The 17,043-nt window shown below is 47.9% G+C and carries 9 protein-coding genes; 4 read left to right on the plus strand and 5 right to left on the minus strand.

Annotated features, from left to right (window positions below; all coding sequences use genetic code 11):
* Nucleotides 1-344 precede the first annotated feature (344 nt).
* Together HMPREF0670_RS01170 and HMPREF0670_RS01175 are read left to right on the plus strand one after the other, a co-directional pair.
* A complete protein-coding gene (locus HMPREF0670_RS01170) occupies nt 345-1,460 on the plus strand; it encodes a hypothetical protein (protein ID WP_009229328.1) in 1,116 nt (371 codons plus the stop codon).
* Between the two features lie 1,214 nt (nt 1,461-2,674).
* Nucleotides 2,675-5,446: a DEAD/DEAH box helicase gene (locus HMPREF0670_RS01175; protein WP_044077575.1), complete on the plus strand. Its 2,772-nt coding sequence runs from the start codon at nt 2,675-2,677 to the stop codon at nt 5,444-5,446.
* Between the two features lie 106 nt (nt 5,447-5,552).
* On the opposite strand, the gene HMPREF0670_RS01180 is transcribed toward HMPREF0670_RS01175, so the two are convergent.
* Nucleotides 5,553-6,434: a carbon-nitrogen hydrolase gene (locus HMPREF0670_RS01180; protein WP_009229330.1), complete on the minus strand. Its 882-nt coding sequence runs from the start codon at nt 6,432-6,434 to the stop codon at nt 5,553-5,555.
* 18 nt (nt 6,435-6,452) lie between these two features.
* Nucleotides 6,453-7,538 carry an agmatine deiminase family protein gene (locus HMPREF0670_RS01185; RefSeq protein ID WP_009229331.1) on the minus strand — a complete coding sequence of 362 codons (1,086 nt, stop codon included), beginning with the start codon at nt 7,536-7,538 and terminating at the stop codon, nt 6,453-6,455.
* A 222-nt stretch (nt 7,539-7,760) separates the two neighbouring features.
* Here HMPREF0670_RS01185 and HMPREF0670_RS01190 point away from each other — a divergent pair, with 222 nt between their 5' ends.
* A complete protein-coding gene (locus HMPREF0670_RS01190) occupies nt 7,761-8,399 on the plus strand; it encodes an ATP-binding cassette domain-containing protein (protein WP_009229333.1) in 639 nt (212 codons plus the stop codon).
* A gap of 21 nt (nt 8,400-8,420) precedes the next feature.
* Complete coding sequence (locus HMPREF0670_RS01195; protein ID WP_009229334.1) at nt 8,421-9,200, plus strand: ABC transporter permease; 780 nt, start codon at nt 8,421-8,423, stop codon at nt 9,198-9,200.
* A gap of 1,617 nt (nt 9,201-10,817) precedes the next feature.
* Here the strand turns inward: HMPREF0670_RS01195 and HMPREF0670_RS01200 are convergent.
* The 3 genes from HMPREF0670_RS01200 to HMPREF0670_RS01210 form a co-directional block, all read right to left on the minus strand.
* Nucleotides 10,818-11,672 (minus strand): DUF4846 domain-containing protein, encoded by an 855-nt coding sequence (locus HMPREF0670_RS01200; protein WP_009229335.1) that lies wholly within the window; start codon nt 11,670-11,672, stop codon nt 10,818-10,820.
* An 88-nt stretch (nt 11,673-11,760) separates the two neighbouring features.
* Complete coding sequence (locus HMPREF0670_RS01205; protein ID WP_009229336.1) at nt 11,761-14,154, minus strand: outer membrane beta-barrel protein; 2,394 nt, start codon at nt 14,152-14,154, stop codon at nt 11,761-11,763.
* 14 nt (nt 14,155-14,168) lie between these two features.
* Nucleotides 14,169-16,574, minus strand: a complete 2,406-nt coding sequence (locus tag HMPREF0670_RS01210) for an outer membrane beta-barrel family protein (protein ID WP_009229337.1) — start codon at nt 16,572-16,574, stop codon at nt 14,169-14,171.
* Nucleotides 16,575-17,043 lie beyond the last annotated feature (469 nt).

Below are 17,043 nucleotides of genomic sequence, written 5' to 3' on the forward strand. Positions count from 1 at the left end.
CTGTTAGAGAGTAAGGAATAATAATGGTCATTAAAAGGTTATTCATTGCGCCTAAGCTTATGAACTCATAACCTTAATAATTCACCACCTCACCGTCTCATAAACTAACTCACTATTCCATTGGAGTAGGGGATTTCCTTTCGTGTTTAGGGAAAAACCTTTTGGCAGGGCTTATAATTGGGCTAACTTTGCAAATGTAAAAAGGGAATAAAGGCCAAAAGGCTATCCCCAAAGAGGCGGCCATAGGCTACCCCACAAAGACAAAGAGAGAGACAGAGGACCAAGACTGAGCTGGCCTCCAAAAAATTAGAATCGAGTTATAAACATCTTTAAAAAGAACGATTATGAAGAAGCTATTAATAACCCTGCTTACTCTGCTGGCTTTTGCTTATCAGGCTAAGGCGATGAGTTTCGAACAAGCGAGGCAACAAGCCCTCTTCCTCACCGATAAGATGGCGTACGAGCTGAACCTCACCGACGACCAGTATGAGGCTGCTTACGAAATAAACCTCGATTACTTGCTTAGCATCGACCATTACGACGACCTCTACGGCATCTATTGGCGCAGACGCAACCAAGACTTGGGTTATATACTATACGATTGGCAATACAGGGCATACTGCCAGGCCAATTACTTCTACCGTCCTCTTTACTACGACACAGGTTATTGGCGGTTCCGCATATACGCTCGCTATCCCTATCGCGACTATTATTACTTCGGTCGCCCCGTATTTTACAACACTTACCGCGGTAACAGTGGTTGGTATAATGGGAGCAGCAGGTACAGCGGAAGGCAATTCGGTGGAGGGCGCAGCTATGGCATGCGCGATGGTTTCCAACGTGGCGACTATGGACGCGGATTTAGGTTTGGCGGCTTTACCGATAACAGCTACGACAATTACGGCTATGGCTACGACGCACCGCAAAGATCTTACTCTGGTCGCGACTATGGCACGTACAATTACAATTATCCTAGCCAGTCCAGGCGTTCGGGAGGTAGCCGCTATGGTTCGGGGCGCGATTTTGGTTATGGCGAAAGTTGGAATGACGGTTACGAGCGTCAAAGCAGCACGCGGAGTACGGCACGCATAAACCGCGATTACGACGACAACTTTGGCAGCGGAAACTTTGGGGGCGCACGTTATTTCAGCGGCTCTGATGCAAGTGGCTCGCCCGAAGTGCCCAACAGCAAGTTCAGCCCTAGCCGTTCGCAAGGCTCACAGCCTTCAACATCGGGACGTTCGTTCGGTGGAAACACAGGTGGTTCGTCTTTCAGCAATACGCAACAAAGCGTAACACCATTTAATTCCACACGTTCGCAAGGTGGTTCTACACCTTCAACATCGGGACGTTCGTTTGGCGGAGCAAGCAATGGCGGCACAACATATACGCCACAACATAACAATACAAACTCCTCGAACACCAACTCTGGTGGTGTACACTTCGGGGGACGAAGATAAAAAACAATTAGGTATTAGGCGGGCTTTGCCATAGGCCCAGCATGTTAAGGGGATGCGGGGAATGTTTAGTAGTCGACTAGATGTCGGTTTGTTCTCCAACTACATCCCATAACATAGGCAAAAGATTGAATAAGGATTGAATCTCAAATCAGGTATAGCATTAGAAAGTAAAGATTATTCAGGAAACAAAGAAAGAAAAGAGAGTTGTTAATGACAACGGGATGCTTTGTGATAAAGCATCCCGTTTTTGCATTTTCCTGGTGTAAGTGGAAGGCTTATAGTCAAAAAGAAATGGTTTGAATCAACCAATCGGGAATTGATGGTTAGAAGTAAATCCACCGCTTCCTTGTATTCCGCGATGTTTTCAAGAAAGCTCATCACAGCTCGCCTGAACTCCTCCTTCGTTCTGCAAATTCTATTTCCCAAATCCATTTACTTTTGACTATAATATGTCACAAGAGGGTGATTGAGAAAACCATTTGCAACCCCTACGCCATCAACCATGTGGGCTAGGGCGAAAAGACTGGGCATGCCTTAGTATTTATCGTTGCCACTCCTTCCGCCTTATGTTCGACTTTGGGTAAGCCATTACGGCTGGTTGTAGGCAAAGGGAGCAGGTTGCACGCCTAGGTAAAGCCTCTCTCTGCCCACCAGTTGTAGAGATTTCGAAAGGTAAAAGGCTTAAAAATGTGAATTTACGGCGATGTTTCACGTGAATTTATTTTACATCAACAAACGTGTAAGCCCATCTTTACCAGTGTGCTGCGCATCATCTGCTACATCGGTTTCGTAAAACAGGGCCTTCTTAGTATTGTAAAATAAAGGTAGTTGTTGACCTTGTGGGGACGGTTTGTGAAGAATGTGCGGTGAAATCTTCCAATCACAAACAGGCATAACAGCGACTATAACCCCGATTTGTTGTTTGCGTTTCGACATCGAAGACACCACGTACACAACCATTTGGGCTGAAAACAACTAGTAAAGAGTATCTTCCTGCCATGCACTTCTGCTGCATACCTAAACTTTACGGCCACAAAGCGGCGAGATTATCAAATATTATTGTACCTTTGTTACGTGCTTTATACTCCAAAAGGGGGAGCGTTGTTTGGCCTTGCCAATTTGCTTTGGCCATCTGGCACAAAGCCCCACACTGTGCACATTGAAGTGATAAAGCCAAGATAACTTCTTCGAAAACGAGCAAAGTTTAACTGATAATGAGCGAAAACATCAACAAGGGAAAGAAGAAAAAGAAGGGTAAACAAAAGGTAAGGAAAAGAATATCCCACCAAGTGATGCCCAAAGGTATGAACTTGGAAGACTGGCAGGTGGCATTAAGAAGGCAAGTGGCCAGAGAAGAGCGGCTGCTTGTTGCTACCGTAGACGACAAGCTGCAGCCCGGAGAGTACATGGTGACCAATCCCAAAACCGAACAACAGTATAAAGTTGTGTACCGCGGGGCAAACAGCCAGTGGAATTATTGCTCGTGTTTTGATTTCCGCACGTCTCAACTTGGCACATGCAAGCACATAGAAGCATTGAAACTCACGTTTGGCGGGCGACGAAAAGTGCACAGGGAGTTGCCGCCCTATTCCTCCGTATACATCGATTACAGGCAAGGTCGCCAAGTGCGCATACGCATCGGCTGCGACAACAGCGAGGCGTTCAAGATGTTGGCGAACGATTACTTTGACGAGCATTTAGCGTTGAAGCCAGCAGCTTATGCCCATTTCCATGAGTTCTTGGCCAAGGCCCGAGAACTCGATGCCGGGTTTAGATGTTACCCCGATGCGCTGCAATATGTTGTTGAACGCCGAGAAAACATTGAAAGGGCGGCATGGGTTGACGCTTTGGGGCAGGAAGATTTCGACTCTCTGCTGCACACCCGCCTCTATCCTTATCAGGTTGAGGGCATAAAGTTTGCCTTAAAGGCTGGCAAATCCATCATCGCCGACGAGATGGGACTGGGCAAAACCATTCAAGCCATCGCCACAGCGCAGATGTTAAGGCGCAAGGCTCTGGTGGGAAATGTGCTCATCGTGTGTCCCACATCGCTGAAATACCAATGGAAACGCGAAATAGAACGGTTTACAGGCGAAACAGTGCACGTTATAGAGGGCGACTTGTTGGCCAGATGCAAACAATATGAAGGTCAAGAGCCCTATCGCATCATATCATACAACGCATTAAGCAACGATCTGAAACTTCTCAAAAGCATAGAGGTAGACATGTTGGTGATAGACGAGGTGCAGCGACTTAAGAATTGGAATACGCACATCGCCAAAGCGGCCCGCAAGGTGAACGCCCAATATGCCGTGGTGCTATCGGGTACGCCTTTGGAAAACCGCTTGGAAGAACTCTATTCGGTGGCCGAACTGGTAGACCAATTCGCACTTAGTCCTTATTATAAGTTCAAAGACCGGTACATTATGCTCGATGAGAGAGGTGCTACCGCGGGCTATCGCAACCTGAACGAATTGGGCGAGCGCATCAAACGTTTCTTGATACGGAGGCGCAAACGCGACGTAAACTTGCAAATGCCCGAAAGACAAGACAAACTTTTGTTCGTACCCATGACTAAGCAACAGATGGTGCAACACGATGAGGCGCGCTGGCATGTGTCGGTGCTGTTGAAGAAATGGCAGAACATGCACTTCTTGTCTGAAACAGACCGCAATAAGCTGATGAAATACCTCTCGCAGATGCGTATGCTGTGCGACAGCACCTACATATTAGACCAAAAAACGCGGTTCGACACAAAAGTAACCGAGGTGATAAACATCGTGCGCAATGTTATAGAAAGCGGCGACGAGAAATTGGTGGTGTTTAGCCAGTGGGAACGAATGACAAGACTGGTGGCTAAAGAATTGGAAAAGGAGGGCATCGGCTTTGAATATCTGCATGGCGGCATCCCCTCGATACGGCGTAAAGACCTTGTAAACAACTTTATGGACGAACCCCACTGCCGCGTTTTCCTCTCTACCGATGCGGGAAGCACTGGGCTGAACCTGCAAGCAGCCTCCGTCGTGGTGAACGTAGACCTGCCTTGGAACCCTGCCGTGCTTGAACAACGCATCGCACGTGTTTACCGTCTGGGGCAGAAACGAAACATACAGGTGATAAACCTCGTGTCGGCAGGCACGTTCGAAGAAGACATGCTGGATAAATTAAAGTTCAAATCCTCTCTCTTCGAAGGGGTTTTGGATGGCGGAGAGGACACCATCTTTGCCCAACAAGGCAAGTTTGACGAGATGATGGCCGAACTAAACAAGACGATGGGCAGCTCGGCAGACACCCACACTGGCGAAAGCCCCATTGACAACGACGAGCAAGAGCAGGTTGTGGGCAATGAAACGATGGAAGACAACGCCTCCGCAACAAACGAAATGGAAGTGTTTGACGATGACGATTTGGCCGAAAATGAAGAAGAAACGCGCAATAACGAAGAAAGCGAAGCACGCGCGCACACCATTGCCAACAACGAGGGCGGAAACACCAATGCAGAACGTGCAAGGGAAAGCAAAACACCGCAAGGCGAGTACGATAACACAACGGCAGTCGCTAATTTTGATTTTGGCACACCAACTGATGATGAAACAGAAGACGATGCTGCCGAGTATGAGGACAATGCCGTTGAGCACGAAGGCGAAATGGCCGAGAACAAGGACTTCGGACACGGAGACACACCCAAGAATGCGGCAAAAGGAAACGCCAATGTCACGCCCTCTCATGCCCACGGCAGCCGCAGCGCAAACCCATCCACGCCCAAAGAGCTGGTACATGCAGGGCGTACGTTCTTCCAAGGGCTTGCAGACACGCTTAAGTCGCCAGAAGCAACAAGGCAGCTGGTGGAAGAACTGGTGGAAGAAGACCCCGAAACGGGAGCGACACATATCAAGATAGCCATACCCGACAAAAAGAGCGTGGAGGTTTTGCTGGGTTTCTTCGGCTCGCTGCTTGCCGCCAATAACTCGCAAGAGGCAGACTAACGCCCTAAAAGAAACAAACTAACGGCCTAGAAGAAACAGGCTAATGAGCGCCTTAAAGAGGCAAACCAACGAGCCTAAAAGGCCGAGACTGCTGCAATGCAGGCTGCTATGGCTGCAAGAAACGCTGCGTAAGGCCGCCGTATTCGTCTATGCGGCGATCGCGGAAAAATGGCCACCAACGGCGTACTTGCTCGCTATGAGCCAAGTCCACGTCTACAATGGCGCGCTGTTCTTCGGTGTCGTTGGCACGGAAAAGCAGTTCGCCTTGCGGACCAGCCACGAACGAACTGCCCCAAAAGTTGATGCCTGGCGTTTGTTGCGAAGGGTCTGGCTCAAAGCCAACGCGGTTAACTGCCACCACAGGCAGTCCGTTGGCCACGGCGTGTGCGCGCTGTATGGTTGTCCAAGCCTCGCGTTGGCGTTGCTGTTCGGCCTCATCGTCGCTGGCAGCATAGCCAATGGCGGTGGGGTAGATAAGCAAGTCGGCTCCGCGCATGGCCATCAGTCGGGCCGCTTCGGGATACCATTGGTCCCAACAAACCAGCACGCCCAATCGGCCAACGCTTGTGTTGATGGGTTCAAAGCCCAAGTCGCCCGGCGTAAAGTAAAACTTTTCGTAGTAAGCAGGGTCGTCGGGGATGTGCATCTTACGATAAATGCCTGCCACGCTGCCGTCTTTTTCCATCACCACAGCCGTGTTATGGTAAAGCCCTGGTGCTCTTTTCTCGAACAGCGAGGTAACAATCACTACACCATGCTCCTTGGCCAATTGGCCAAAAAACTGCGTTGACGGACCAGGAATGGGCTCGGCAAGGTCGAACACGTCTACTTGTTCTTCTTGGCAGAAGTACAACGAGTTGTGCAGTTCTTGCAGAACGATGAGTTGTGCGCCCTCCTTAGCCAGCCGAGCAATGCCGTTGGCCAGTCGGTTCATGTTGTCTTGTATGTCGGCCGTGTTGTGTTGTTGTATTATTCCTGTTCTAAGCATTTTTTCTTTGTCGTGGTTTTATGGGTTATTGGCAATCACGCCTTGCGGAAATTGCATGGTAAGGCAGTGCAACGACCCGTGTTGTTTGATAACGGTGCATGCGTCTATGCCTATGGTCTCGCGGTCTGGGTAAGCTTGGGCAATGGTTTGCAGTGCCTGTTTGTCCTTTTCGGGTTGTGCGTAAGTAGGGCAAATAACGGCTCCGTTGATGATGAGGAAGTTGGCATAGGTGGCAGGCAGACGTTCGCCCTCGTCGTAAATGGCATCGGGCATGGGCAGGCGCAGCAGTCGATAGGGCATGCCTGTTGATGTGCGCAGGCCCATTAGCTGGTGTTCTAAGGCCAAAAAATCCTCGTATTGCTCGTCGTGGCTGTCGTCGCATCCCACATATAACAGCGTATTTTCGGGTGCTGTGCGCACAATGGTGTCGATATGTCCGTCTGTATCGTCGCCAACAAGGTTCCCATGGTCAAGCCACACCACGCGTTCGGCCCTCAACGCGTCTTTCAGCCGTTGTTCTATGTCGTCTTTTGTCATAGGTTGGTTGCGATGCGGGGCCAGCAGGCATTGCGATGTTGTGAACACCGTTCCCTTTCCGTCGCTTTCTATGGCACCGCCTTCAAGAACAAAGTCGTTGTGGCTTTCAAGCGTTCCGTTAAGCATTCCCTCGTGGTATAGGCTTTGGGTAATGGCGTTGTCTTTGTCGGCAGCAAACTTCTCGCCCCATCCGTTAAACTTAAAGTCCAGCAGTGTGTTCTGTACTTTAAATCCATTGTTGGTGTTGTTACCCGTAAGCGTTATGGCGGCATGGTCTCTGGCCCACGTGTCATTGGTTTCGCATTGGTGAAACAGCACGTTGCGCAGGCGTTCCAAGCCTAAGTTTCGCATAAGCGTGGCTTTCACGTCATCGGTGTCGGGAGCCACGATAAGCACCTTTTCGTGTTTGGCAATGGCTCGTGTAAGCTCCACAAACACCTTGGTTATGTCGGGCAAAATGGGTGCCCAGTCGGTTTTTGCGTGCGGCCAAGTAAGCTGCACGCCGCTTTGCTCGTGCCACTCGGCAGGTAAGTAAAGCTTTATGTCGATGTTGTTGGATGTTGCCATATTTATCTTTCTCCTTCGTTTTCATTGCAAAGATAGCGTAAAAAGCCAACAAACGACACGTTTGTGAACTTTTCTTTGTATTTTTGTAGACAATTCATTACTTTATTGAACTTAAAGAATACTTGGCGCGAACCGTGCCTGGCCATACCGGCGCATAACCTTGTGTGTGTATGCGCACTTTGCCTAGCCTTCGCACCATAACACATTATATAATAATATAGTATGACGGTAGAAATGAAAGACGCCAGTCTTGCGTTAGAGAGTAAAAGTCTGTTCCACAACCTTTCGTTTGTGGTTAGTGGGGGCGAGATGCTTTGCGTGATGGGCGAGTCGGGATGCGGAAAAACAACGCTGTTGCGGTGTATATTGGGGTTTCAGCCCCTTGATGAAGGTTCGGTTAGCATTGGCGGAACAGAACTAACGCCCCTCTCTGCGGAGTATATGCGCAGTATGATGGCCTATGTGCCACAAGAAGTGAACCTGCCTTGCAACACCGTGGCCGAGCTTGTGGCTTTGCCTTACCAGCTACGGGTAAATCGCGACAAACGATTTTCTAAGGAGGCGCTGATGGACCAATGGGTGCGACTGCGATTGGACGAAACCTTATACGATAAGCGGATGGCCGAAGTAAGCGGAGGCGAACGGCAGCGCATTATGCTCTCGATGGCCGGATTGTTAGACAAGAAGGTGTTGCTGGTAGACGAACCAACATCGGCCTTAGATGTTGACAGTGCATTGCTTGTTGCGGGCTATCTGCAAAGCTTGGCCAAACGAGGGGCGGCTATCATCGCCGTGAGCCACGATAGGGCCTTTGCAGGGCAATGCGATAAAACCTTGATGCTTAAACTAAACAATCAGTAACCCCAAACACGGCTTTATAAAATGAATATATCCATCATCGGAATGCTCTTGACATTGCTCTTGGTGCTTGTTCCGCTTTACTTCTTCCATTATTTCAAAGTCCCTCTTATTCGCTCTACCATCATCTCTACGGTGCGTATGGTGGTGCAGATGTCGCTTATTGGGCTTTACTTAGAGTTTCTTTTCAGCTACAACAGCTGGTTAATCAACGTGCTTTGGTTTGTGCTGATGGTGCTGGTGGCCTCGGTAACGGCAGTAAACCGCACCCGTATGCGCATGCGACTGATGCTTATGCCCATTGCCGTAGGTTTAGGCGTGGGAGCTTTTGTGGTGTGCATGTATGCCCTTTTCGTGGTGTTGCGCCTGTATAATCCCTTCGATGCACGTTATTTTATACCCGTTGTGGGCATACTGCTAGGCAACATGCTTGGGGTGAACGTGCTTTCGTTAAGTACGTATTATCATGGTTTGCAGCGCGAACGGCAGTTGTATTTCTACCTTTTGGGCAATGGCGCAACGCGTTTGGAGGCTTTGACGCCCTTTATTAGGCAGGCCATAGAGAAATCTTTCATGCCTTGTATTGCCAATATGGCAGTGATGGGGTTAGTTAGTTTCCCCGGAACGATGATTGGCCAGATACTTGGTGGCTCGGCACCCGATACAGCGGTGCGTTATCAGATACTTATTTCGTGCATCACTTTCTGTGCACCCATGCTCTCGCTCATGGTTACGCTTTACATGGCCCATCGTTTCTCGTTCGACAAGCACGGCCGTCTTCTTGATGTTTTAAAGGCTGACTAATTGGCAGCTGCCAGGTGGTTGACCTAGGTCAACCGCGTTGATGTGTGTCAAAGAAACGGCCTTAAAACGCCATTTTTCTACATAATTGTTTGCGCACACAGTTTTAGGCCGTAACTTTGCATCACGTTTAGCGAATATCGCTTAAAGTCTTTAATAGGACATATTCAGGATAACGCGATGTGAAGATGCATCGAACAAAAACATTAGGATAATTAAATTAGAAAGGAATAAAGTTATGAGAAAGATGGTTAAGAAAATTGTAATGAGCGATAAGTTTAACAAATACTGTGTAAACGTGCTCAAAATGTACAATTACGGTCGTGTAAACGTTCCCGTATAAAAAGAAAATTCATAGGTTTAAATATTAACGAAAGTGGTCGTTGCAACGTCGAAAGGCGTGCAACGGCCATTTTTTTGTGCTTGGTAGCAGGGGTAGGGGGCTTGTTGGCTGTATTTGTAGTGTTTTAAAAGGCTAGCAAAGACTAGAAAAGCTAGCATTAACAGTATAACCAGAAAGCCTAGTACAACTAGAAATAGCTCAGATTGCGAGAAAGCTCGGTAAATCTAGTATAACCAGAAGACCTAGCACAACTAGAAAAACAGGACGGCTAGAAAGCCCTGTAAATCTAGTATAACTAGAAGCCTAGCCCAGCTACATGGGATGCGGTGTTTATCGCTACGTACCTGTAAATCTAGTACAACTAGAAGCCTAGCCCAGCTAGAAATACTTGTGGAACTAGATAAGCGTACCGGCTTAATACGCCAAATGCTTGTTGGTTGGTAAACTTATCATCTAGTTTGCTCAAACTTTTGTCACGTTTTCAGCACGATTTTTAACACAAAAGGAGCCCTTGCCGTTCACCAACCACCCACCTTGCCGCAAAAAATCGATTCTCGCGGAAGTTTGTTTTGATGCTAAAGGGGGTTGGTTGTAAATGCAGACAATATGAATTTGCATTGCATAAAACCATAATTTGCATCTGATTTTGGGCTATTTTCTGCTAAATGCGGTGCGTTTTGGTGCTAAATGCAGTGCATTTTGGTGCTAAACGAAGTGCATTTTGGTGCTAAATGCAGTGCGTTTTGGTGCTAAACGCAAGGCATTTTGGTGCTAAATGCAAGGTTAAATGCTGCTAAATGCGAGGCGATTTGCATAAATATCCACATCAAAGAGGTAGACAAAACCTCTTCGAACCATTAAAAACTTGGCTCAAAGTGGGCAAAAAGCACTTCAAAAAGGGGGTTTCTAGTGCCTAAATGCAGGTTGTTGGGGGTGAAAAAATGGCGAGTCGGCAGCCAACTAGAAAGGCAAAGTGGTGCTAAATGCAGGTGTTGTTCTTAAAATTGGACTAAAAAAGAAATGCGCAAGGCTGCAAATAGCACCAAAAAGCCTGCTTTTGGGCCTTTATTTTTGCTAGAATGGAGTGGCAGATAGAAGGTGTTTTGTAAAAAATAAATACTAGATTTAACCCCCTAATCGGTGATTAGAAAATGGTTGAAAGCCGGTTTTTAATTACCGATTGGGGGTTGAAAGGCAGACGGATAAGGTCTAGGGGGATGCCCATTTGGGCTTGCTGGCTAGATGCCTGCTTGGGGTTAAATAGCTAATGTTCTGCTTTATTCGGACTTGAAACGGCGGAGAAGTAGGGTTTTGTCGGTGGACGAATAAAATGTCCACGCTGGGGTTACAAGGCATGTGCCATTGGAAGAGGGGCTGAACCATTGGGGAAAAATCTCTATTTCTTGTGCAGGCATGAAACTTTGAGCCAATAATACCACGCGTTCTCCTTTCTCGTTCTCGGCCACATCAACCACAATTTCGGCGTGTCCAGGAAAACCGCCCTTGATAATCACGTCGCCAGCCTGAATATCTGCTGCCCAACAGCGACCAATGGGCTTGAGTTCTTGGCTTAACGAGGCCGTGCCTGCATACTGAAACACGAGGTTGAGGTACTTTCTAAACGATTGGTAGCCATAGTCGGCCTTCTGTGTTTTTACCCAAGCTTTGTTGTTGCGTATGCGATAACCTTGCGCCCACTTGGCATATTCGGCCTTAAAGCCGTTGGTAAAGTTGAAGTTTATTTTGGCGTATTGCCGCGTTTTCCATAGATACGAGGCTCTAAGAAAGATAATGGCGTCGGCACATTGCTCGTTAGCGTTTTTGCCAAAGTCCATATCTACAACTACTCCTGCGTATTTTCGTTCTTTTACCTGTCCGTTATAGTAGTGCAAATCGCTCCCCGCGGGCTTTAAAGGCAGGTTACGCAGAAAGTGTGCAAAGCTCCCTTCGGACACTTCTACTCGCTTGTAGCCTTGCGGAGCAGGAATGCGCGCTGCTAGATTGTTGGCCACTAGCCGTTTTTCTTGCCCTGTTTTGGCTTGCACGGGCTTGTTGTTGGTTTGTGCATTGCAAGCCGTCAGTGCGGTTATGGCCGTAAGTATCAGCAGTGTTATGGTTCTTGTCTTTTGCATGTTGGTATCTATATTTGTTGAATTTGTACATATATAAATAGGTGAATACAGGTGCCTAGACGGTTTGGTGCCTTGGCTGCAAGCGTTGTTACTTCACCACTCCCGCATCATTGTCGGCATTATCCATTTGCTTTTGCAGGTTGCGCACTTTTCCTTTCCTGAAGCTATATCTAAGGGAGAGCTGCACAAGGTTATCTTTATATTTGGCAAACTTGTATGTGGTGGCACTGATTAGTTCGCTATTCATTGTCGAAACCGTGGTGGCGGTCGACATGAAGGGATTGTTTATGCTGAGGGTGCAACGTAAGCGGTGGAGGTTGTAATAGGCACTTAGCTGCAAGTTGGGTGCTGTTCGCGTCTTGGTTTGGTTGAACATGGTGGTGATAGCCGAACGGAAGCTGGCTTGCAAACCCCATTTGGGGCGGTCGTAGCTGGCAGACAGGCTGCCAATCACGTCTGTATAGGTGGTGAAAAAGCTTAACCCATTGTTGATGTAGCGGTTAAGTGTGAGCCACCCCGACAGTCTCAAGGATTGCGAAAAGAGGCTCTGGCTGGCGTAGAGGCGCATTTGCAGGTGGGTGAAGCTGTGCTGATTTGCCGATGTATAGACGAACATGTTGGTTGCGGCATCATATACGGGGGGATTGTTTGTGAAGGGATGGTTGCTGTAGTGCAGGTAGGTAACGAAGCCTAGCATGGTTTCCTGCTTCTGAAAGCTAAGCGAAAGCTGGTTGATATAGGCCTGATAGGGCTTGAGATGTGGGTTGCCTTTACGCAATTCGTATTCGGATTGCGTTTGAACAAAACTTGATAGCATGGCCAGTTGGGGCTCAACGGGATTGATGCCTAGGTAATATTGTAACCTAAATGCCTTGGAAAGCGGGTAGGATAGTGTGAGGGAAGGTCGAAAGAAGTGGTATTGCGCCACAAGACTGTCGTTCTTCATGCGGTAAAACGAATAGCCCCCACCTACCGAATAGGCCAATTTGCCCAGCATACCGCTTAGTTCTACGTAGTCGTAGTTGTTGAAGTTGAGCAGCGAAGTGGGGGTCGTTGTGTTGGTTGCAACGTAAGTGTTGTTGGTTTTGGATAGGCGATTGTGCGTGCCGATGGTAAGGTTGAGTTGCTTAGACAACGGTTGCTTGAAGATAACCTCGCCGATAACCGACTTGTGTTTGCCGTCAACGTCGTAGGCATTGGAGAATGCAGGCTGTGCAGCGGCATGGTATGCCTTGCTGTAAGCCCTGCGATAGTCGCTGCCGATGTAGGTTGCCGTGAGGTTGGCCAGCAGGTTTGCTTTGCTAGCGAATTGCTTGTCGAGGTAAAAGTCTAGCGAGGCGTTGTGCGTTCTGTCCCTAGTGAGCAACGCTTCTGAGAAGAAAGGCGCGCCGTTGCTTTGCGCATGGCTTTGCGAAACATTTTCGGGCTGGCGCGATGTGGCGTAATTGGCCACGATGTTGAAGAAAGAGTTGCGCGTGTCTAGCAGTTTGTTATACTCCAATTTCACGCTGCCGTTGCGATAGCGGTAAGCCTTGTCGTCGCCTTTGGTGTTAAGTGTCAATTCGTTGGCAGGGTAACGCAAGGTTTTGTCGCTGTTGTTGAACACGCCACCCACGCTTTTATAAAGCCCGTCTATGGTGATGGCGAGTTGGTGTTTCTGCCCAACAATCTTCAAATAGGCGTAGGCGTTGCCTTGTTTTGTGGTTAAGGCATGGGCGATTTGCACGCCGCCTTGCATCCCTTCGTATCCCCGTTTGGTGTGAACCAATAACACTGCGGCCACGCCATCGCCGTAAACGATGCCTGGGTTGTCGATGTATTCCACCCTGGCGATGTCTTGTGGTTGCAGGGCAGCAAGGTCTGACTGTTTAGAAGGCACGCCATTGATGCGTATTTGCAGTGTACCGCCTTTCTGCGAAGATAGCGTTCGGTTCATCAAGTCGAATTGAAGGTCGGGTAATGCCATGCGTTGCAGCACGTCGTAGGCATCGGTGCTTTGTCGCTTTATTGCGTCTGAGGGGTAGAAAACCCACCTATCGGCATTCTTTTGTAGGTTGGCCGACACCATAACTTCACCTAGTTGCACGGTGTCGGGCTTTAAAAGGAGTTCGCCTAGGTCTGTGTCTTTGTTCAATTCCACGATAGTTAGCAGCATAGGCTTATAGCCCACGCTGGTTATGCGTAGAAGATAGGAGGAAGGAGAGAGGCCGTTTAAGGCGAATTTACCGTCTTCGTTACTCGCGATAGCGGCTTTTGCGCTTACTCCATCGGCTGCTAATAAGGTTATTTGCGCTGCCTTTATGGGTTTTCGTGTTGTGTTGTCGCTTATCTTTCCGCTAATGGAGAAACTTTGGGCACAAACCATCTGTATGGCGCACAGTAACACGAGGCATAGCTTTTTGCGGAGCGAGAGAAAAGCTTGTGCCTGCGAACGCATAGCGTTCTTCAACATGCAGTTGTCTGTCTTATTTGTGTAGGTCATTGTAGTTGCAGCTATTATTCAACGCCTGTCTTCTGATCAGAACTCTTTAAGCGGCTATCGCGTTTCAGCTCTTTGGGGTTTCCGCTTTTAAAGGTATAGGTTATGTCTATGCCGAAAGCCCTAGCCGTGAGATAGTTGGTTTGCGAACGCGAGAAGTGGGTGAGGTTTTGTTCGACCAACAGCTCGTTGTACTTTTGGAAAGGCGAGTTCATTACTACCCTTGTATTGAGCGAACCCTTAAAGAACGACTTGCTGATTGCTAACGATGAGATGGAGAAGGCGTGCGCTTTTGCCCATATCTCGGCTGGGTTTTTATAGTTGCCGTACTGCAAACCAATGGTCCAGTTCTTCTTCAAAAATACGTCGCACATCAGCGTTAGGTTGTGTGCGATGTTGCTTTTGTCCCAGAGTTGTTCGTTTTCTTGATTTTTATACCAATCAATATTTCCAGAGAAAGTGAGCGAAATCAACGGTATGGGACGGTAATTAAAGTAAAGGTTCGACCCAAAATCACGTGCGAAGGCTATATTTTGATATTGGGTGATGACCTGTTTTTGGTGAGTGTCGTATCGAGGAAAGGCCATGATAGGGTGGTTTATCCATTTGTAATGTAGGCTATAAGAGAGGAAAAGCGTGTTGGAGTAAAGCGAATACGATGTTTCCAGTGTGTGCGTGTAGGTGTTTTTCAGTTGTGGGTTGCCCTCAGCCGCTAAGTATTGCGACACAATAGCCTTGAAAGGGTTGAGCATGAGTATGCTTGGGCGTGTTACGCCCGTATTGTAATTAAGCGACAATGAAGAGCTTTTGCCCTGATAGTATATGCTTGCGTAGGGTAGGACATAATGCTTTCGGTTAGTGAAGTTGTACACCGTTTGTTGTGGATATTGCATCTTTAAGTCGCCATATTCCCACCTTAGCGAGGCGTCTAGGCTAAAGTTGCCTACACCAAGCGAAATAGATGCGTAGGCAGCCGATACGTTTTGTGTGTATTTCAACTGCTGTTGTTGTAGGTTTTCTGCCGCATCGTCTACCCATTCTCCGTCTTTCAGTAACCTGTTCGAAGATTGGATGTTTCCGTTTCGCAAGGTTTGCTTACCGCCAACGAGCAGTGTTGTGTTGTCGTTGTTAAGCAAATTAAAGTCAACCGACAGGCTATGCTCGTGCAGTCCGCCGTTGGTTTTGCGCCTGGTTCTGCGCTCGTTGCCAAGCAAATTGCTGTAGGTTTGGTAATAATGTCTTACGTCTGGGTTGTAAGTATACCTGTAGCCGACAACCCAACGCTCGTCTCCTGTGTTGCGAAAGAGGTTTCGATAGATGACGTTCGCTTCGGCAGTGCCTGTCGTATTCTTATTTTCGGTGTCGAAAGTGCTTTGTAATGGTGCTTGTCCTTGCTCGTTAAAGGATTGTTGCCACAGCGTGTTCAGGTTGGTTTGTTCTATCAAGGCGTGTCCGTCTAGGTACAGTGTGTTCAGCGTGTCGGGCCTCCATTGCAGCATAGTTCTTACGATATGTTTCTTCCAATCTCCGTCGCCAACGCCTTTACCATTGTATTCTTGCCATTGAGAACCTTGCGCATACCTGCTCTTTGATGCTATGGGCTGCTCTCGTTGACCATCAAGAGCGTAGCTATAACCCAGCGAATAGTCAATGTTTTTGTACGTTCCCATGAGATTGAGGCCTGCATTGGCTCTTGGTTGGGTGTTTGCCCCGCCGTTAAGGGTTAGGGCATAGTTGTCGAAAAGCTGCTGATTGGTAACGATATTGATTATCGCGTCGCCCACATCGCCGCCATAGCGAGCGTTTATACGGTCGATAACTTCAATCTTTTTCACAGTGGTAACCGGGATGGATTGTAGTACGGCCTTGGGTGAAGACTGCGCAATGCGGTAGGGATGCCCATTGAGAAAGATGGAGAAAGAGGTGCTGCCCTTCACCGTAATGTTGTCGTTGGCATCAACATTCACCAGCGGAACGCGGTTAAGGGCGGCAAGTAGGTTGGTGGATTGGGCGGCAAGGTCTTTCGATAGGTCGTATTCCAATCCGTTGTGTGTTATCTTGATAAGACGTTTTCGCCCCACAACAGAAACTTCGCCCAATACGTTGGCATTGGCCGATAGGCTTATGTGCAGCGTTTTGTCGGCATCGAGTGTCACGCTTTCTTTGTGATTGGTGTAGCCCACATTGCTAAGCCACAACTCGTAAAATCCTGCTTGCAGCGGAATTACGCACTTGCCGATAGAGTCGGAGTAACATATCAAGCTGTCTTTCGCTCCGTTAACTTTGATGTTAACGAAGGGTAGAGGTTCTCCACTAAGACTGTCGCTCACGATAAGGGTCAGCTTTTGCTGTGCCTCTGCCTTCTCAACATAAACCGAAAAACAAAGGAATATGAGCAATAGATATGTATTTAATGTTTTCATTTGTCGTTGGGATAAGGGATGAAACGGTGGGGTGTTGATGGTCTTCTCTTTGATGTAAGACGCTTTGATACGGGGGCCGCATTGCCGTTACCAGCGGGCTTTGGTTGTGTTGTGGGGTATAGGTAACCATTCTGCACATTTCTAGGTGTACAGGTAGGGGTTACACCTTGCAAATATATGAATTTTCTCAATATGTTCCAAATTAAATTTCAACACATTTACCTTGCCAATGTCCTCACCATCATTGCATTTGGTGTTTTTGAAGTTACGCATTGCCGCTTGTTTCTGTTGTCTGTTGTGTTTGCTTTCAAGGGTAATGAATAGCACCTTTGTCGTTTGGTTGCGGTAGGGTTGGGCTAAATATGGCTTGACAATAGCTATTTGAAGTACGGCTTGTGTTGACGATTGAAGGGACAATGTTCTTTTGTTGTGCGTGGGAGTTTTGCACCGTATTTAGGGCTTTAATTTT

Source organism: Prevotella sp. oral taxon 317 str. F0108, from assembly GCF_000162415.1.
GTDB lineage: Bacteria > Bacteroidota > Bacteroidia > Bacteroidales > Bacteroidaceae > Prevotella > Prevotella conceptionensis.

Coding starts and splice junctions, on each gene's coding strand:
- HMPREF0670_RS01170 (WP_009229328.1), top strand. CDS start 345: ATGAAGAAGCTATTAATAACCCTGCTTACTCTGCTGGCTTTTGCTTAT.
- HMPREF0670_RS01175 (WP_044077575.1), top strand. CDS start 2,675: ATGAGCGAAAACATCAACAAGGGAAAGAAGAAAAAGAAGGGTAAACAA.
- HMPREF0670_RS01180 (WP_009229330.1), bottom strand. CDS start 6,434: ATGCTTAGAACAGGAATAATACAACAACACAACACGGCCGACATACAA.
- HMPREF0670_RS01185 (WP_009229331.1), bottom strand. CDS start 7,538: ATGGCAACATCCAACAACATCGACATAAAGCTTTACTTACCTGCCGAG.
- HMPREF0670_RS01190 (WP_009229333.1), top strand. CDS start 7,761: ATGACGGTAGAAATGAAAGACGCCAGTCTTGCGTTAGAGAGTAAAAGT.
- HMPREF0670_RS01195 (WP_009229334.1), top strand. CDS start 8,421: ATGAATATATCCATCATCGGAATGCTCTTGACATTGCTCTTGGTGCTT.
- HMPREF0670_RS01200 (WP_009229335.1), bottom strand. CDS start 11,672: ATGCAAAAGACAAGAACCATAACACTGCTGATACTTACGGCCATAACC.
- HMPREF0670_RS01205 (WP_009229336.1), bottom strand. CDS start 14,154: ATGACCTACACAAATAAGACAGACAACTGCATGTTGAAGAACGCTATG.
- HMPREF0670_RS01210 (WP_009229337.1), bottom strand. CDS start 16,574: ATGAAAACATTAAATACATATCTATTGCTCATATTCCTTTGTTTTTCG.